This window comes from Puniceicoccus vermicola (assembly GCF_014230055.1).
Classification (GTDB): domain Bacteria; phylum Verrucomicrobiota; class Verrucomicrobiia; order Opitutales; family Puniceicoccaceae; genus Puniceicoccus; species Puniceicoccus vermicola.
In genome coordinates this window covers 108,077-126,541 of the sequence record NZ_JACHVA010000127.1, presented here as the reverse complement: position 1 = coordinate 126,541, position 18,465 = coordinate 108,077, and the positions used below count along the sequence as shown (strand labels likewise).

General features: G+C 56.1%; 14 protein-coding genes. 8 read left to right on the top strand and 6 right to left on the bottom strand.

Annotated features, from left to right (window positions below; translation table 11 throughout):
* Positions 1 to 26: 26 nt before the first annotated feature.
* From H5P30_RS17415 to panD, 3 genes are read right to left on the bottom strand one after another with little or no spacing between them, the layout of a single operon-like run.
* A complete protein-coding gene (locus tag H5P30_RS17415) occupies positions 27 to 2,540 on the bottom strand; it encodes a DNA topoisomerase III (protein WP_185694188.1) in 2,514 nt (837 codons plus the stop codon).
* 21 nt (positions 2,541 to 2,561) lie between these two features.
* Complete coding sequence (locus tag H5P30_RS17410; protein ID WP_185694187.1) at positions 2,562 to 3,638, bottom strand: pyridoxal-phosphate-dependent aminotransferase family protein; 1,077 nt, start codon at positions 3,636 to 3,638, stop codon at positions 2,562 to 2,564.
* Positions 3,635 to 4,000 (bottom strand): aspartate 1-decarboxylase, encoded by a 366-nt coding sequence (gene panD / locus H5P30_RS17405; RefSeq protein ID WP_185694186.1) that lies wholly within the window; start codon positions 3,998 to 4,000, stop codon positions 3,635 to 3,637. The genes H5P30_RS17410 and panD overlap by 4 nt, the downstream gene beginning before the upstream one ends.
* 65 nt (positions 4,001 to 4,065) lie before the next feature.
* Here panD and H5P30_RS17400 point away from each other — a divergent pair, with 65 nt between their 5' ends.
* A complete protein-coding gene (locus tag H5P30_RS17400; protein WP_185694185.1) occupies positions 4,066 to 5,055 on the top strand; it encodes a metallophosphoesterase in 990 nt (329 codons plus the stop codon).
* A gap of 169 nt (positions 5,056 to 5,224) precedes the next feature.
* Here the strand turns inward: H5P30_RS17400 and H5P30_RS17395 are convergent, their stop codons facing one another.
* A complete protein-coding gene (locus tag H5P30_RS17395) occupies positions 5,225 to 5,989 on the bottom strand; it encodes a hypothetical protein (protein WP_185694184.1) in 765 nt (254 codons plus the stop codon).
* Positions 5,990 to 5,997: 8 nt separating this feature from the next.
* Positions 5,998 to 6,279 carry a glutaredoxin family protein gene (locus H5P30_RS17390; RefSeq protein ID WP_185694183.1) on the bottom strand — a complete coding sequence of 94 codons (282 nt, stop codon included), beginning with the start codon at positions 6,277 to 6,279 and terminating at the stop codon, positions 5,998 to 6,000.
* Positions 6,280 to 6,469: 190 nt separating this feature from the next.
* On the opposite strand from H5P30_RS17390, the gene uvrA reads away from it, so the two are divergent.
* From uvrA to H5P30_RS17370, 4 genes are all read left to right on the top strand, one after another.
* Entirely contained in the window at positions 6,470 to 9,310 is a 2,841-nt protein-coding gene (uvrA, locus tag H5P30_RS17385) for an excinuclease ABC subunit UvrA (protein WP_185694182.1), read from the top strand.
* Between the two features lie 377 nt (positions 9,311 to 9,687).
* Entirely contained in the window at positions 9,688 to 10,866 is a 1,179-nt protein-coding gene (locus tag H5P30_RS17380; protein ID WP_185694181.1) for an efflux RND transporter periplasmic adaptor subunit, read from the top strand.
* A complete protein-coding gene (locus H5P30_RS17375; protein ID WP_185694180.1) occupies positions 10,863 to 13,922 on the top strand; it encodes an efflux RND transporter permease subunit in 3,060 nt (1,019 codons plus the stop codon). The genes H5P30_RS17380 and H5P30_RS17375 overlap by 4 nt, the downstream gene beginning before the upstream one ends.
* On the top strand, positions 13,919 to 15,550 hold the full coding sequence (locus H5P30_RS17370) for a TolC family protein (RefSeq protein ID WP_185694179.1): 1,632 nt from the start codon (positions 13,919 to 13,921) through the stop codon (positions 15,548 to 15,550). Before H5P30_RS17375 ends, H5P30_RS17370 begins: the two co-directional genes overlap by 4 nt.
* Positions 15,551 to 15,893: 343 nt before the next feature.
* Here H5P30_RS17370 and H5P30_RS17365 read toward each other — a convergent pair whose 3' ends face one another.
* Positions 15,894 to 16,313, bottom strand: coding sequence for a hypothetical protein (locus H5P30_RS17365; protein ID WP_185694178.1), 420 nt, complete (start codon positions 16,311 to 16,313; stop codon positions 15,894 to 15,896).
* 533 nt (positions 16,314 to 16,846) lie between these two features.
* Here H5P30_RS17365 and H5P30_RS17360 point away from each other — a divergent pair.
* Genes H5P30_RS17360 through H5P30_RS17350 form a run of 3 tightly spaced genes read left to right on the top strand, consistent with a single transcriptional unit; the run spans position 16,847 to position 18,172 of the window.
* Positions 16,847 to 17,164 carry a contact-dependent growth inhibition system immunity protein gene (locus tag H5P30_RS17360; RefSeq protein ID WP_185694177.1) on the top strand — a complete coding sequence of 106 codons (318 nt, stop codon included), beginning with the start codon at positions 16,847 to 16,849 and terminating at the stop codon, positions 17,162 to 17,164.
* Between the two features lie 23 nt (positions 17,165 to 17,187).
* Complete coding sequence (locus H5P30_RS17355; RefSeq protein WP_185694176.1) at positions 17,188 to 17,823, top strand: RipA family octameric membrane protein; 636 nt, start codon at positions 17,188 to 17,190, stop codon at positions 17,821 to 17,823.
* A 43-nt stretch (positions 17,824 to 17,866) separates the two neighbouring features.
* The gene (locus H5P30_RS17350) at positions 17,867 to 18,172 is read left to right on the top strand and encodes a hypothetical protein (RefSeq protein WP_185694175.1); all 306 of its coding nucleotides are present in this window, start codon (positions 17,867 to 17,869) and stop codon (positions 18,170 to 18,172) included.
* The last annotated feature ends 293 nt before the right edge of the window (positions 18,173 to 18,465 follow it).

The following is an 18,465-nucleotide window of genomic DNA, read 5'->3' as shown; positions in this document are numbered from 1 at the left end:
CCTTTCTGGCCGATTTCTAGGGCTCTTTAAGAGCTCTTCGCCTGCTTCTTGGTCGCTTTTTTGGCGGCTTTCTTGGCCGGGCGGGGCGGGAACTCGAAACCGAGTTTGCCTTTTTCTTTCAGGACCAAAAATGCGTCGAATTTCCGTTTGGTTCGATTGGACCGGAATCCTTCGACCAAATCGGTCTTTCCATCGGTAAGAAGCTTTTGGAAAACCGGGCGTTCGATCGTTTTACCGAGGATATTGCGTCCAAATTGGAAATCACAATTATCCCGGTCTTTTGCACGTTCTGCGCAAATATAGGCGTTGGGTGCCTCGTGAACCGGGGCGCCGCAGATCGGACATTCGCCGACGACCTCGGCGTTGCTGATGTCCACTTCGCCAGCTTCTCCGTCTCCGGAATCCCCGAAATCGAGTTCGACGCGCCAGGAGCCGTTGTCTTTCTGGACCAGCTTCAAGATCGCGGAAAAGGCCTTGCCCATTTTCGAGCGGAAACCGTCGAGAGGGCCGATTTGCTTCTTCTCCAAAAGTTCTGCGACTTCCTCCTCAGTGATCGCCCGGTTTCCGATGACCTTGTTGACCTGTAGGGCCGGAATCTTCCGGTTGTTGACCGAGACGGTGTCGGTGGAAACGTAGGCTTTGAAGGTCTCTTGAAGATTTTCGTCGTTGGTGATCGACTTGAGCGACGATTCGATCGGAGGCGGAGGGTTCTTGAGGGCATCCGTGATCTGACGGGTGATATCCTCGATCCCTTTCATGAACTCCTTGCGATCGAGATGACCTTCTTCGACCTGCTTCAGGCGGTATTCCCATTCGCCGGTGAGGGCGGGGCTGGTCAGGTGCTCGATGTCGAAAGTTCGGAGAAAATCGATGAGTGCTTCGCCCTTGGGAGACGGGAGGAGCTCCTTGCCGTCCTTCTCCAAGTATTTTTGGTGGACTAGGTTGTCGAGGATTCCAGCACGCGTGGCCGGCGTTCCCAAACCGCGTTCACGCATCGCTTCGGCGAGATCGTCGTCTTCGACCTGTTTTCCGGCGTTTTCCATGGCCGAAAGAAGGGTCGCTTCCGAATAGCGGGGCGGCGGACGGGTTTGATCTTCTTTGACCTCCACTGAATCGACTCCGGCAGGAACGGGTTGCTCCTGATCCTTCGGCAAGGCTGGAATGGTGTCTGCAGCTCCGGTGCTCTTTCCGTAAACGGCGAGCCAGCCTGGTTCTGCGAGGACCTTTCCGTCGGTGCGGAAGGTATGTCCAGCGACCACGGATTCCCGAGTGGTAACGTCGTACTCGGCGGGAGGGTGGAAGACGGCTAAAAACCGGCGGACGACCATGTCGTAAATTTTCTGCTCGGCGTCGTTGAGTGAACGGGGCTTCTGGTCGGTGGGAATGATCGCAAAGTGATCGCTGATCTTCTTGTTGTTGAAGACGCGTTTGTCCTTCGGATCGATCCGGTTCTCAGAGAGAATATAGTCAACGTGCGGTTTGTAGGTGTCCGGCAGTTGGGCCATCGCATCGCGGCAAGAACTTCCATAGTCCTCGGGGAGGGCACGGGAGTCCGTTCGCGGATAGGTCAACATCTTGTGGCGCTCGTAGAGTGCCTGGGCGATGGAAAGAGTGTTGGCTGCGGAGAATCCGTAGCGATTGTTCGCTTCCCGCTGAAGGGTCGTCAGGTCGTAGAGGCGAGGAGCGGCCTGTTTCGAACGCTTCTTTTTCTCGGTGACCGATGCTTCGCCGCCGTTGCGGACTTCTTCTGCGATGCGCTCGGCGTCGGGTTTTTCCCAGATGCGGGATACCCGGTCGTGCGGATTGGTCTCGTCCTTTTTGAAACCGGGCCGCTGGTAAGTTCCTTTGTAGGTGCCGGTTTCGAGAGAGAAGTCGGCGATGATTTCCCAGTAGGATCGGGGAACAAAGTTCCGAATCTCCTTCTCGCGGTCGCAGACCATGGCGAGGGTGGGAGTCTGGACTCGCCCGACGTTGGCGGCGGTGCCCCCGCGACGGCCGAAGGTGACGGTAGCTCCCCGGGTCGCATTGAGGCCGACGAGCCAATCGGCTTCCTGTCGGCTTCGCGCCGCGTCCTGCAGGTTCTGCATGCTGTCACCCTCTCGCAATTGCTCGAAGGCTCTGCGGATCGCATCGGGAGTCATGGACATCATCCAGAGGCGCTTGATGTCTTTTTTGACCTTCGCCTGATCCAGGATCAGCGTAAAGATCAACTCCCCCTCGCGACCGGCATCACAAGCGTTGATGATGGTGCCGACGTCCGGCCGCTTCATGAGCTTTTTCAGCTCCTGAAGCTTTTTTTTGGTCTTCTCAACGGGTTTGGTGCCGAAGGTCTTCGGAATGATGGGCAGGTTGTCCAAGGTCCACTTACTGTAGGCCTTGTCGATTTCCTGCGGCATCTTCAGCTCGACCAAGTGGCCGAGCGCCGAACTGATGACCCATTCGTCGTTTTCGTAAAAGTCCCCAGTCTTTGGGACGCGTCCGAGGACCTTGGCCAGGTCTCCGGCTACGGAAGGTTTCTCTGCAATTACAAGTTTCTTCATGCCGGAGGAGGGGCCTATCCCTTAGGAAAGGCTGGAAAGAATGGTGTCGAGGTTGTCGAGGAGCTCGCGCATGGTTTCTTCCGTTTCATCCCCCATGTTGGAGATGCGGAAGGTCTTGCCCTTGAGCTTTCCGTAACCGATGTCGATCACCATCTTGAACTCCTCCTTGAGTCGCTTGTTGATGGCGGCGAGATCAAGGTCGCGGGTGTTGCGAACGCAGCTGAGAGATTTGGAAGCGTATTCGGGCTTCGGCAGGAGCTCGAAGCCGTTTTTCTCAACCCATTGGTGAACCATGGCGTTGAGATCGGCATGACGCTGGTAGCGGTTTTCCAGTCCTTCATTCTCGATGTCTTCGATCTTCGAACGAAGAGCGTAGATCAGCGGAATCACTGGAGTGCTCGGAGTCATTCCTTTTTCGTGGTTCTTCAGGAATTCCTCGAAGTCAAAGTAGTAGCCGCGGGTGTCCACTGTCTTGGACCGCTCGATGGCGCGTTCAGAAACGGAGAGAAGGGCGAGGCCGGGGGGCATTGCCAGCGCTTTCTGGGAGCCCGTGAGGAGAACGTCGATGCCGAGCTCATCTTTGTGCATCGGGACGGCCGTAAAGGAGGAAACGGTGTCGACGATCGAGAAGACCTCCGGAAAATCGCGAAGGACCGCCATGATCTCGGGGAGAGGGTTCATGACGCCGGTCGAAGTCTCATTGTGGACGAGGGTGACGACATCATATTCGCCGGTGGAGAGCTCCTTGCGGAGAGCTTCCGGATCGATATGCGTGCCCCATTCGACGGAGAGGGCGCCAGCTTCGAGGCCGCAGCGCTTGGAAACGTTGTTCCACTTGTCCGAGAAGGCCCCGCACATGCAGTTGAGGACCTTTTTCTTGGTCAAATTGCGAATCGAGCCTTCCATGACTCCCCAGGCGCTGCTGGTGCTCAAAAACACGGGATCCTTGGTGCCGACCAGCTTTCGCAGGCCCGGCTGAACGGATTCGTACAGGGCGACGAAGTCGGGGCTACGGTGGCCGACGACCGGAGTTGTCATTGCCTGATAGGTCTTGTCGGAGACCTGAATCGGGCCAGGGATGAAAAGTTTATAGCTCATGTGTTCGTAGATTTGATCACGGTGAAGTTGTCTTCGCCCATGGTGATCGTCTTGGGCTTGAATGAGGCGGCCTCATCGGCCTCCACTTCCGCAAAAGAAATGATGACGAGTCGATCACCCAGCTTGCCTTTGTGGGCGGCGGCCCCGTTCAGGGAGATGCGCCCGGATCCGCTCTCGGCGGGAATGGCATAGGTTTCGAATCGCTCTCCGTTGTCAATGTTCCCCACTAGAATCTTCTCATAGCGCAGGAGTCCCACGCGCTCCATGAGAGCTGCATCGATCTCTAGGCTGCCTTCGTAGTGAAGAGCCGAGTCGGTGACCTTGCACCGAAGAATTTTCGATTTCATTAAGTGAATTCGCATCTGACAAATCTAAATCCAGTTGTCCAAACACTTGCCATTGTCCATCATAAAACCGAAAATTCCGTGTGATTCAGTTAAATCCCACCCCTGAGGAACTGGAATCGACGGTGGTTCCGAAGAGCCCGTGGTTTGACCAATTGGTAGAGCGCATGGGCTTTGAGGCCGTGCGTGAGCGTCTGTCGAGGGAGGAAATTTTGCGAGTTCGCATGGCTCCCGATTTTCTGCACCCCGATGGGATGGCAGATCGCCGATTGCCGGTGCGGGGGTTGGACCTGATTATCAAGAGCTCGCTCCTTGCGAACCGGGCGCGGCGCAATTTTGAAGATATTCGGATTTTGGAGCGGAAATGGAGCATTCCGGGACTCTCCCCGGAGATGGACGGTTACCGCCTGCTCCAGGCGTCGGATTTTCACCTCGATTTTGATCCCGGCCTGGTCTCCCGGTTGGAAAAAGTGCTTCGCGGCCTGGAATACGATGTGGCCTGCCTGACCGGAGATTTCTTCGATTTGGTGTTTGAGGAGGAATCTATGGACGTTCCGTTGCTGGAAGAGCTCATCGCTCTCTTCCCGAAGCCGAAATTCGCCGTTCTGGGGAATCACGACATCGTTACAGTGGCACGAGAGCTGGAAAAGTGCGGCGTGCGGGTGCTGATGAATGAATCTGAGCTCATTGGGACGCCGGAGAGCGGCTTTTGGCTCGCAGGGGTGGATGATCCTCGCCAATTCCGTGCGCATTCCTTTGAGCGGGCTCTGATGGGCCGTGAGGAGCCTGGACCGGTGGTCATGTTGGCCCATTCTCCCGAGGTCTACGAGGACGCGGCAGATTGGGACGTGAGCTTGATGATGAGCGGGCACACGCATGGGGGGCAAATTTGCCTGCCGTGGGGATTGCCGATCTCCAATCATTTCAAATGCCCCCGAGCGATGATTTCCGGAGCTTGGGAGCATCGAGGAGTGCAGGGCTACACCGCCAATGGGTGCGGCGGATGTAAATTACCCTATCGGCTGAACGCGCCGGCCGAGATCACGGTTCACACTTTGCGGTGTGGACGGTAGTCGGTTGGCGGTGGACGGTTGTCGGTGGACGGTTGTCGGTTGACGGTTTGTCGGTGGACGGTTTGTCGGTGAGACAGTGATCGGTGAGACAGTGAGACCGTGAGCGGTGGATGGCTGGACCCTTCGATGGTTGGACAGTTACGCCATCTGCCCTTCGCCTTCCGGGCTTTTAGAATTTGATGGTTGCTAGGATGCGGACGGGGACCAGACCTAGATTTCCTTCGGAGTTGATGCCTTCCAGCCCGAGGAGTCCGAGCTGGGAGTTATCGCCATCGGGAGCGGTTTGATATTGGAAGCCGCTATCGATACCCACCTCGAGGAAATCGAAGGGGGTGAAAATGACCGAGACGAAGGCGCCGACGTTGAAAACGGTCGAGGACTTGTAGATCCCAATCTTGGTGGCCCCGGGTAAGTTTGTGGTCTGGGCGCTGACGCTTTCCGTGAAGGTCGCACCAGCCTGAAGTGAGATGAGGGATTTGACCCAACCGGCCTCGCCGAGCCCCCAGCGGAAACCCGCGTAGAGTCCGGTATCCGTGTAGTCGTCAAACGAGGCAATGACCGGATTGCCGTTAAAGGTTCCGATGTTAGCGTTTTTGCCGCTGCCCTCGGTGCGGGAGACTCCGAGGTAGAGGCTTCGGGTGCCATCTTCCCAGAAGTCCAGCTCGATGGCGTAGTTGACAAAGCTGTCGAAGGCTTGGTCCCAATCCAGGGAGTTGATGCTCGCATCGTTCCCCGTCGAGGTCACGTTCCCGTCCTCATCGGTGGTAGTGGTGCTGGCTTCGCCAGCGCTTCCGGTGAACTCGCCAAACACAGGAAAGGCGGGGCCGCCTTTGACGGTGATCGACCACGAGGAAATGTCGGGCCCATTGGCGTGAGCGAATGGGGCGCTGAGAATCGCGAGAACCGAGAAGAGTCGGAGCTTGGTTGAAATCATGGTTCGAATCAGTCTTCGTCGTCTCCGATGCCGAGTTGAATCCGGATTTCCGGGAATTCGTCCAGCTCGGCCATAAACTCGTCGGTGTCGAAATCGGCAACGATGAAGTCGCGGAATTCAAAGGTGGGGGTCTTGGTCTGCCCGCTGATCTCGACCATGCGGTTCATTGCGGACTTATCCCGATTGACATCCAGGATGTCGACATCGACGCCATGCTGATTGAAAAACGTTTGGGCTTCCTGGCACCAAGGGCAACCAGCTTTGATGTAGAGAATGGGCCGTTCTTTCATTTTGCTGATCTAAGGGTGGAACGTTGCGTTTTACGAGAATGATTTTTGCCGACGGGTAATTGCTGAAGCTCCACGGTAAAGTTTGGGGTGGATCTACATTTTTCTTCACGGCTCTAGCTCGAATTCCCCTTTCTCAATGACCAGAAGGGTTGCCGTCTTCCGTCTCCTGGCGTTAGTTCGTTGCTAATCTATGTCTGCCAACGAGTCCATTCGCATCCGGGGTGCACGCCAGCACAATCTACGGAATCTCGATGTTGAGATTCCTCGCAACCGGATGACGGTGGTCACAGGAGTCAGTGGATCGGGCAAATCTTCCCTGGCTTTCGACACTCTTTATGCCGAGGGCTACCGGAAGTACATGGAGAGTCTTTCGCCCAAAGCGCGTCAGCTCCTCGACCAGGTGGATCGCCCTGAGGTAGATTTCATCGAAGGCCTTTCGCCGGTCATCGCCATTGAGCAACTGACGGGGCAGGGGACGAATCCCCGGAGTACCGTCGCCTCGATCTCCGAAGTTGCCGATTTCGCCCGGGTTCTCTGGTCGGTGGCTGGTCAGCCCTTTTGCCCGAAGGATGGGGGGCGCGTCAGCCGCCGCTCGATTGACGACTGTCTCGCCCGGATTTTCGAGGAGCCGGAGGGAAGCCGGATCCAGATCCTTGCTCCCCGCATGGAGGCGAAACCGTCGGCCATTCGCGAGGAGCTGGAAAGCCTCCGGCATAAAGGCTACACACGCGTCCGCATCGATGGACGCATCGCCAGCCTCGATGATGCAGATATTGTCGACCGGGGCCGTAAGCTGCAGCAGCTCGACCTTCTCATCGACCGAGTGGTGCTGCGCCCGGACCAGCGGGGGCGGATCGCCGATTCCCTGGAACTGGCTTTCGGCGAAGGAGGGGATCGGGCCATCATCCTCGTGCAGGAATCGAAGGAGGCTCCGATGCGCGAGGTTCTCCTCAGCCAGGCCCATTCCTGTGAGATCTGTGGAGAGGTCTATCCCGCACCCTCCTCACGGCTGTTTTCCTGGAATAATCCTGACGGCGCCTGTCCGGAGTGCGGTGGAATCGGTGAGATCCTTCGGTTCGATGAAAATCTATTGGTTCCCGATCCCTCCGTCTCCGTGAAAAAGGGGGCGTTGAAGCCTTGGCGGATCGGGTCGAAGCGAATGATCATCCGCCGCAACGCGCTCTTGCGGCAACTCGCGGAACAGCTCCCCTTTGACCCGACCGTGCCTTGGCAGGACTTGGATGAATCGGTGCAGCAATTGATTATCCACGGTTCAGGGGATCAAGAGTTTCTCTTCAAGCTCGGCCCCGGCAACCGCAAGCCGAAGTCGATGCCATTCCCCGGAGTGATTCCGGATCTGGAAGATTCCTTTACGACCTCGACCAGCGATGGTCTACGGGCCCGTTTGATCGCCTACCAGCGCCGCTTGCCTTGTCCCGCTTGTGAGGGCGCGCGGCTCGGTGCCTACCCACGCAGCATTCGGGTGGAAGGCGTTTCCTATCCGGAGTTCCTGGCGATGCCGGTAGATACCGCGTTGAAACAGGCGGAGGGGCCGTTTCGTGCTTCCGCGGGGAAATTGGTTGATGAAGCCGTGGAAGGGTTGGCTCACCGACTTCGTTTCCTGGAGGAAGTGGGGCTCGGATACCTGACGCTGGACCGCTCCTTTCAATCGCTCAGCGGTGGGGAGGCACAGCGGGCTCGGTTGGCCACTCAGCTCGGCATGGGACTCGTCGGCGTGATCTACGTTCTCGATGAGCCAAGCATCGGCCTGCACCCGATCGACATCCGCCGCCTCATCCAGAACCTGCACCGCCTGCGGGATCGGGGGAACACCGTGGTCGTCGTCGAGCATGAGGAAGCCATGATCCGCGCTGCCGATCACCTCGTCGAGATGGGGCCGGGAGCCGGTTCATTGGGGGGCAACTTAGTCTACGCCGGTCAGCCTGGGGATATCGCCGGATCCCCCGCAAGTCGCACCGGGGCCTACCTTTCGGGGAAAGAGAGTCTGCTCGATCGCCGCAAGGTGCGCAGTCCCGGAAAAGATGCACTGGAAGTGTTGAAAGCGGTGGAGCACAATCTTGATGGGTTCGACGTCAGTTTTCCCGTGGGCTGTCTCAGTGTGGTCTGCGGAGTTTCGGGTTCGGGAAAAAGCTCCTTGGTGCACGACATCCTAGCGGCGGCGGCCGCTCGAAAACTAAACCGCGCGAAATCCGTCCCCGGCGCTCACGGAGGGATCCGCGGTCTCGAACATTTTGATACCGTGGTCGAAGTTGACCAATCCGCCATCGGTCGGAGCCCACGTTCCAATCCGGCCACCTTCGCCGGGGTCTTTTCCATCCTTCGTTCGATGTTCGCCAAGACGCCGCTCGCCAAGGTGCGGGGATACGCTCCGGGACGTTTTAGCTTCAACGTTTCGGGTGGTCGCTGCGAACGCTGCAAGGGCGACGGAGTGATCCGGCTCGACATGCAGTTCATGAGCGATGTCTACGTCGAGTGTCCCAGCTGTCAGGGAAGGCGTTACAACCGGGAAACTCTCGAAGTCCGCTACCGCGGGCTCAACATTGCCGAGGTTCTCGACCTGACCATCGAAGAAGCGAGGGATGCCTTGAGCAAGAATCCCGCGGTCCTGGCAAAGCTAGACCTGCTCCGTGAAGTGGGTCTTGGATATCTGCGTCTCGGTCAATCCGCGACAACCCTTTCCGGTGGGGAGGCGCAGCGGCTCAAGCTCGCCACCGAGCTCAGTCGGCGTGAGCAGGGGCGCACGCTCTATCTGTTGGACGAGCCGACGACGGGACTTCATTGGGACGACATCGGCCGCTTGATCGATGTGCTCTACCGTTTGCGGGATGCCGGGAATACCATTCTCATCATCGAGCACGACCTCGATCTCATCCGGATGGCCGATTGGGTGGTCGAACTCGGTCCAGAAGGTGGCGAGGCGGGAGGGCATCTCCTCTTCTCCGGCACGCCGGAGAAATGGAAGTCGGCTGGAAAGACACCGACCCTCGAGGCCTTGCGGGCGCAAGGGTGAAGGGAAGAAGAGTAGGATCGTGCCTTGCTCGATAATTCGGTCGGGTATTTGAAAGCCACTGATCTCTTCTGCTTACGCCGGATGTAGCGACAAGCAAAGGGAATTTCGGGAGTTGATGATCCCATTTCCTCCGGTCTCGGGGAGCGTAGCGCTTTTGCCCACGAGCCTAGGCCCTGGAATATACCGAGAACGCGACCTTCCGGGCGTCCAAGTTTCTGTGGACATGAAAGCGTGCGGTCCGCTGAATCTCTTTGTGATGATCTCGTAAAATGACTTCAGTTGCTCTGTGCTCCGTGTCTTTCGTTGCCCCCCTTTTCACGATATCGAGTGGTGATGGTTGATTTTCGAGAGCGGTTCGGTTTGCATCAAACAATCTCATGAGCTTTGCCCGTCAGCTATCCTTTCTCTCCGGAACATTCCTAGGGTCTCTTTCTTTCCTCTTGCTAGCACTTGGGTGTGGGGCGGATGCGGACTCGACGGGCAAGGAGCGACCTCCGGCACCGGTTGAAGTGGCCGAGATCGAAATCGGCCGGATCGAGCTGAGGCGCGAGTTGAGTGGAAGTCTCTGGCCTTCAGCAGATTTTTATGCGGCCCCTCGAATTGCCGGCCAAGTGAAGGAATTGAAGGTGCGGGTCTCCGATACGGTGAAGAAGGGTGATGTGGTCGCTCTTCTCGACGATGGGGATCTGGTGCAATCCGTTCGTCAGGCGGAGGCCGATTTGATGGTGGCGAAAGCGAATCTTCGGGAAGCCGAAGCGCGGATGGAGATTGCTGGGAAGGAAAGCGAGCGCGCGAGTCAGTTGCGGGATCGAGGGATTTCTTCGGATGCGCAGGTCGACACGACGCGGGCCGAGCGCCTTTCGGCAGAGGCTGGGCTTGCCGTGGCCGAGGCGCAGATCGCTCGAGCGGAAGCGCAGCTGGAGGCCGCGCAGATCGATCTGGGGGAAACCCGCGTTCGGGCGGAGTGGACCGGTGGCGAGGGAGATCGGGTCGTGGCCGAGCGCATGGTCGACGAGGGGGATGCCGTGTCCTCGGGTGAATCGATGTTTCGGGTAGTCGATCTGGATCCGTTGCTGGGCGTCGTTCGAGTGACCGAGCGCGACTATCCAAGCATCAAACGTGGAGACTCAGTGACCCTTCGCACAGATGCCTTCACCGGTGAGTCGTTTATGGGGAAGGTCTCTCGGATCGCTCCGGTTTTTTCCGAAGAGTCGCGTCAGGCTCGAGTGGAGTTCGAAGTCGCGAATCCGGATGGACGCCTGAAGCCTGGGATGTTTGTCCGGGCATCACTCGTTCTCGGCGTGCGGGAGGATGCGACAATCGTCCCAGACCTGGCGATTGTCCGGCGCAACGATGAGAATGGCGTGTTCCGGCTCGGGAACGACCGCGAAACGGTTTATTGGCAGCCAGTGGAGATCGGCATCCGCGAGGGAGATCGTGTCGAGATCATTGCCGATGACATCTCGGGTGAGGTGGTGACCCTGGGACAACAACTGGTGAATGACGGCTCGCGGGTGCGGGTTACGGACCTGGAGGCGGTTGGCGTTTCCCGATGAGTCTTCCCCGCTTTAGCGTCAATCGTCCGGTCTTTACCACGATGGCTTGCCTCATCGTGGTGGTGTTGGGGCTGGTTTCCTTCCGGCAGCTGAAGATCGATCTCCTGCCGAGCATCGAGTTGCCGACGGTCAGTGTCAGAACCAGTTTCGAAGGCGCGAGCCCGGAGGTGATGGAGCGAACGGTGACTCAGATCGTGGAGGAAATCGTGGCGACGACGCCAGGGGTTGAAGAAATCACTTCGACTTCCAGCGAAGGGCAGAGTCGGGTGACGGTGACCTTCGAGTGGGGGACCGACGTCGATCAGGCGGCCCTCGATTTGCAGGCGACCTTGGAGGATGAGGTCAGCGAGTTGCCGGACGACATCGTCCGACCCCGGGTGAACAAATTCGATATCGACTCCTTTCCGGTTGTCTTGATCGGGATCTCCAGTCGTCTCGATCCGGTGGAATTGACGCAACTGGTGGAGGACCAGCTGCGGTATCGATTTACCCGAATTCCCGGCGTCGCTCAGGCCGACCTCTGGGGAGGGTTTGATCGCGAGATCCGAGTCGAAGTCGATCCGGACAGACTCCGGGCCCAGGGGATTTCTCTAAACGCGGTTCTCGATGCCATTGAGCGGGCAAACCTCGATCTCCCGGCCGGAAAGATCGAGGAAGGGCGCTATGAAGTGACCTTGAGGGCTCCGGCCGAGTTTAAGGATTTGGAAGAAATCCGGCAAACCGTGATCGGCACGCCCGACGGGAGTTTCGTCCGGATCGGGCAGATCGCGGAAGTGAGCGACACCTTCAGCAAACTCACGCGAAACATTCGGATTAACGGGGAGCGGGGTATCCGGATTGCCATCCGGAAAAAGGCCGGGGCAAACACGGTGGAAGTCGCCCGCCAAATCCTTGATGAGATTGACGAACTCAACGAATCCTTCCCGCAGATCAAAATCATCCCGGTCATCAATCAGGGGAACTTCATTCAGCGTTCGATCGAGAATGTGGGGCGATCCGTTCTCTACGGGGGAGGATTGGCGATCCTCGTTCTTCTCTTTTTCCTTCGAAACTTCCGGAGTACGATCATCATTTCGCTCGCGATCCCCATCTCCATTCTCGCGACCTTTACCCTGATCTATTTTCTCGGGTTTACGATCAACTTGATGACTCTAGGAGGGCTGGCCCTCGGGGTGGGGATGATGGTCGATAGTTCGATCGTGGTCCTGGAGAACATCTTCCGCCGACGCGAGGAGGAGGGGGAGACCCGGCATGTGGCGGCGGCAGAGGGGACGATGGAAGTGGCCACGGCGATCGTCGCGAGCACGATCACGACTCTGGTCATCTTTCTCCCGGTCGTTTTTGTCCAAGGAGTTTCAGGGGTTCTTTTTCGGGACCTTGCTTCGGTCATCGTCTTTGCTCTCGTCTGTTCTTTGCTCGTTTCCCTGAGTCTGGTGCCGATGCTTTCCTCCCGGTTCCTCCGCAGTCGCGTGGAAGAAGCCGAGCGGCGGAAGGGATGGGTCGCGCGGATGGTCTCGGCTTCGGAAAAAGGATTGGGGTGGCTGGAGAGTCACTACAAAGGTTGCCTTGGCGGTGTCTTGCGTCATCGCTGGGGGGTGCTGGTGGTATCACTGCTCCTCCTCGGCGCCTCGCTATTTCTGGCACCTTTTCTCGGCACGGAGTTTCTCCCCTCAAGCGATGAGGGGGAGGTGCGAGTAACGGGTGAGATGGAGGTGGGCACTCGGCTGGAGCTGGTCGATCAACAGACTCGGAAGATGGAGGAGATCGTTTTCGGGGCGGTTCCGGAGAAGGTTTCCTCGGTGGTCAGCGTCAGTGAAGGCGAAGGGAGTATCCGAATTTCGCTGACTCCCGCGAGCGAAAGGGATCGGTCGAATGTCGAGATCGCGGAAGATTTGCGACAGCGGTTGGAGGGGCAGATCCCCGGTATGGAAATCCGTACCCGGGCTCCGCAGGGACAGTTCCTGCTCGACCGCCTGCTCGGTGGCGATGAAGGACTGACCGTGGAGATTCGCGGTTTCGACTTTCAAGTTTTAGCGGCCTTGGGGAGAGCTGTCGAAGACGCGGTAGAGGGAGTTGAGGGAATCACCGACGTCACCCGAAGCATCACCGAGGGGATTCCTCAACAGGAAATCTACATCGACCGGGAGAGGGTCGCGGACCTCGGTCTGAGCATCGAAGATGTGACCAGCCTGATTCGTACCGCCATTGCCGGGTCGGATGCCGGTGAGTTCCGTAGGGAGGGCAACTCCTTTCGGATTTTTGTTCAACTCGAGGACGCTGAGCATCGCAGCATCGAGGAAGTTTTGGACCTTACCCTTGCCACGCCGGATGGTGACGAAGTGGCCCTTCGCAGTGTGGTGGACACGACCTCGAACCGCGGTCCACAGGAAATCACTCGGAAAGATCAACAACGCATCGCCCGGGTCAGCTTGAACGTTGCGGGCAAGGATCTAGGGTCGGTCGCGGCTGAGGTCGAAGAGCGTCTCGCTACGATTCCCTTGCCCAATGGGTTCGATCTGAATGTCGCGGGTAGTTTCGAAGAGCAGCAAGAATCGTTTCGCGAGTTGGTGATCGCCCTGATGTTGGCCGTCTTGCTCGTTTACATGGTTTTGGCCTGTCAGTATGAATCCTTCATCAATCCCCTGGTGGTTATGTTCTCGGTGCCGATGGCCGCGATCGGCGTCCTTCTGACTCTCTTTTTGACTGGGACCACCCTCAACCTTCAATCCGGAATCGGCTGCATCATGCTGGGTGGGATCGTTGTCAATAATGCCATCCTTCTGGTCGACCAAGCCGGGCAATTGCAAAACGAGGGCATGCCGATCAATGCGGCGGTCCTCGAAGCCGGACGACGACGGCTTCGACCGATCTTGATGACCACTTGCACAACGGTCCTCGGACTTTTTCCGTTGGCTTTGGGAATCGGGGAGGGGGCCGATGCTCAAGCGCCGCTAGCTCGGGCCGTCGTAGGCGGACTCGTCGGCTCGACGGTCATCACCCTTTTCCTCGTTCCCGCTGTCTATTCGCTTTTTCACCGGGGAGGAAAGTCTGCATGAGTTCGCGCAAGTTTATGGGAAACGCCGCGCTGGTTTTTGCGGGAATCTTCTTTTTGAGTGGGTGTGCTTCGGTCGACGAGTGGTCGGTCTTTGAGCCGGATTACTCCGAGAAATTGGCCAAAGAGACCGATCGGGAGAAACCGGTCGAGACCGAGGAGTGGATCGCGCCGGAGAACCTGCCGACGAAGGTCGTTCGGGACGGAGAAGAGGTTTACGAGGTATCAGTGGAGGAAGCGGTTTTTCTTGCCCTCCAGAACAATCCGGAGCTGCGGGTGCAGACTCTCAATCCCGTCATTGCCGGGGCCTTTGTCCAGATCGAGCGCGGAGTCTTTGATCCGGAGTTGTATGCGCTCTTCGAATATCAGGAAGAGAACCTCATTGAAGCCTCGCGCTCGACGGAGGAAGAATTTTCCGTGGATGGCAGTTCACGTGCCGCCGAAGTCGGTATCCGGCAACGTCTTCCGACGGGAACGGATCTTGAGCTTGCCGCCGTGCAGGAGCAGTCGGTCTCCAATCGCACCCCGGAACAGAACGAAGCACGGCTCGGGCTGACGGTAACTCAGTCCCTGTTGAAAGGTTTCGGTCCGGTGGTGAACCTGGCCTCGATTCAGCTGGCCGAGTGGGATTCTCTGATCAGCCAGTATGAACTTTGGGGATACGGAGAAGCATTGATTGCCGATGTCGAGATTGCCTACTGGCGATGGGTTCTTGCTCGGCGGGAGATTGCGATTTTCGAACAATCCTTTGCCGTGGCCGAGCTGCAACGGGATGAAATCGAGCAGCGGATTGAGCTTGGAGCTCTTCCGGAGAACGATGCCGCTGCCGTGAGGGCGGAGGTGGCCCTGCGCCGACGGGATTTGATTGATGCGCAAAGCGCGTTGGAAGAGAGTCGCCTTCGACTTGCCCGCATGATCCTACCCGATGGATTTGTTCTTCAGGGGGGAGACGTCCTTCCCACCTCGGAACCGCAGTTGGAGGAACCCCCTCCGCTTGAGAACATTGATGAGCGCATTCAACTCGCGCTGGAGAGCCGTCCGGATTTGCGGGAAGCCGAATTGAGATTGGACCAAGCTCGATTGGAAACCATCGTTTCTCGAAACGGTCTTCTTCCCCGATTGGATTTCTTTCTCTCGCTCGGCAAAACCGGATACGCCTCCAGTTTCAGCGATTCCTTCCGGAACTTGGATGGCGATACTTACGATTGGTCCATCGGTGGCGAGTTCAGCTATCCCCTCGGGAACCGAGCCGGTAGGGGAGAGCAACTGGCAGCACGGGCCACCCGCGATCAAGCGTTGCAGTCCATCCGGAACCTAAGACGAGTGATTCGCACCGATGTTCTCCTCGCCGCGAATGAACTGGAGCGCACCCGCCGTCAAATCGGGGCCACGGCCGCGACCGTGGAGTTGCAGCGGCAATCGGTCGAAGCGGAGAAAGAGCGCCTCGAGGTGGGGATTGGAACCTCCTTGCAGCTCTCCCAAGTGCAGCGTGATCTGCTGGAAGCCGAGATCGAGCGAGTCCGTGCAATCGTCCAATACCGCATTGCTCAAGTGGAACTGTATCTGGCCGAGGGCTCGTTGCTCGAACGACGCGGTATCGTTCTCTCGCCGAGGTTTGGGGCGGGTCGATAGGGTAGCGCGCTAGAAACGGTTGATTATAGGAGCGCGGAATTCATTCCGCCCCAGATGCCTCTCAGACGATTCGCCGCATTTTTAGGCGGCTGCGATTTGAGAGGCAGACTCCAAAGTTCTTTTATCACCACGAAGAGCACAGAGAACGCGAAGCTCTCATATCGCAGGTGGATGCTTTCTCTTTTTATTTCTGACAAGTAATAGACTTCGAGCAGGCTCCCAATTGGTCCTTCGGAATAAAACGGGTGAACGTCTTTAATGTTGCGAACTCGAAGATCTATGTGGCCGGGGGGAACATGGCTTGGCGATTTGATGAGCCTAAAGTAGAGATTCGGCAACCAGTCTATGTGGCTCGATCGTCCGATTTATTTTTAGAATTTTCGGGCGAGTTCACTCGGCTGTCTTTTGCCGTCTTGTTCGAATTTGCAGACCTCGCTTCCTTTTTTAAGGCTTCGAGTTTTTCGTCAAAAGTCATCTTCGCGAATTCACTTTCGTCTGGAATCCTATCTGATTCCAGTTGGGCAAACTTTAATTTTTCATTTTTCGCTTTTGTTTCAGTCCACAGCCAAAGCGGTGCCAGTATCGGCCAGAAGCTCGCAGTAAGGAGCGCAAGGACGATACCTTCCAGTGAAGTGAAAAGCAGCCAGCGGGAGTCTTCACTGCCGAAAGTATCGATGTTCCGAATGCGAAAGTATCTGGGTGCAAGCACGAACAAAACAGTAATGCCTAGCGCTAGGTATAAAACTGTTAGAAATGTGATCATTCTCCGGTTTTACGAACAATAAGCACTATCGCGACTGAAGCGGGGAGCGCGAAAGAAGTAGATAGCTGCGGCTGGATCTATGCTTCATTCCGTCAATCAGTCTAGATTTTACTGTGCTGCTTTCCATATCTGCATTGTGAGAGGAGTCCACCAGATGAGTAAAGTCGCGTTTAAAATCACACACACAGCGGCCTTTTCTTTATTCCCCTTTTTTTAAGCAAAGACCTTCATGTTTCTGAATATCGTTTATTTACCGAACGCTACCACCGCATTGAGCCGTTTGAATTTTCCGGCATATCCCAAACTCGTTCAGAAGATTCCTCATCGGGTTGTGCATTTTCCGAGAAATCATTATTGCTTTCGGGGCAGACTCTCGCTTTGCTCCGCTAAAGACGGAATCTTATATCTACCTTGAAATCAGATGATTACAAGGATCCAACCTCTTTCGAAACCCGTGAGAATCATCCCGACCCGAATCACCACCCATCCCGGGATATCTCAAACTGAGTTTGAGATATAGCACTGATAGATAAATGAAAAATGGAATTACAGTTGAATCAATCGAAGGGGCTTGGGTAGATCCAGATTTTGAAAGCAGCCTGATCAAGCGTTGCCGAAATGCTTGGAAAAAAGAACTGAAAGAATTAACAAATGAGGAGATTTCTACGTTTCTAAGGCAGAAGATTGCAGTTGAAGCACTTATGCCGATTGCAAAAGAAAGAATAGAATCTGGAGTCGAGGACGGAACTGAGGCATGGGACGACGAACTCCAAGAGGCTTTGGCCTACGCGACAAAAGATCTATCCAGTCGCGGTGATCAACTCCGTTACGGCTCCGCCTCCACTACGTGATCACGCTTTACGTTCGACAAAAAATGAAACAGAACGAAAATACTGAGAGGAGATTTAGGATCGCCCTGGATTGTCGAAATAGCGAAATCGACCTGTTTTGGAGAAGATCGTCCCACTATTGGCTTTTTGTAGGTGCATCATTAGTTGCCTACGGTGCACTTAAATCTCAAGGAGCTGGGTATGCTTTCGTGGTGGCATCTTTTGGTCTCGTGTCATCGGCAGCTTGGATGGTTAGCACCGTGGGTTCAAAATGGTGGATTGAGAACTGGGAAAAGAAGTTGAGAAAAGAAGCAGAAGGTCTTGATATTCAAGATCTATTCATCCCTGAGCAGTCTATCGGCGAGCGTAGTGGATTTATAGATTGTCTGGTTCCGATTACTCGATACTCGCCCTCGCGACCGGCAGTTCTTGTAGCAATCTTTTCTACTATTCTTTGGGCTGTAATATTTTTCTCGGAAGCCTTTTGGGGAGCCGATCTGCTCGAGGATTCGGTAGGTTCACTCTCGCCCAACTCGAAAATCTGTATTGCGATATTCACAGGGTTAGCCGTTTTTCTCTTTTTCTTTTTCCGGGGAAAAGATCCTCGTTGGGTCGAACAAAACGACACAGACAACCCAGTGAACTCGCCCGGAAATCCTAAAAATCACAAGGAGGACTGAGCCTCGCAGGCTGGTTGTCTGGTCTATACGTTCTGAAGATAAAATGAGAATCCTCGCCTACAGCTTAATGTTCATCGGCTTTGCTGGCTGTCTTGCGGTTGGATTGTCCTCTTACCACCACACCGCATGGATTTGGCACACCCAACAACTAAAGGAAGGAGAAAATATTGAAAGGGAAGCGGTTGAATCAGAAATGAGAGCATTGTCTCTAGATCTGAATGAACGTTATAGGATCGCCATCCTACCAGCCTCGCTCATCCTGATTGGCGGAATACTGAACGGGACCCCCAAAAAAGAATCCAAAACCAAACGACACAGACAACCCAGTAAACTTGCCCGAAAATCCTAAAGATCAACCTGACGACTGAGCCTTCCGGGCTGGTTGTCTGGTCTCCACTTTCGCCAAGAAAAGAAGCCCACTACCACAAGGTGCCAGTTCCATTGACAGAGTTCGGACGTGCAGCGCTTAGTCGCCTATCGAGCGTCAATACCTTGTCGTTTTTCATTCCTTCCGACAATCGCGCATTCAATAGTCGGCTACATGAGGCTCACCTCAAGAGGAAGGAAGAGGCGTTATCTAGTCGCCCCTTAAAAACTCATAAGTATTCGAATTATTAGCGCTTTATGATTGTTTTGGTGCTG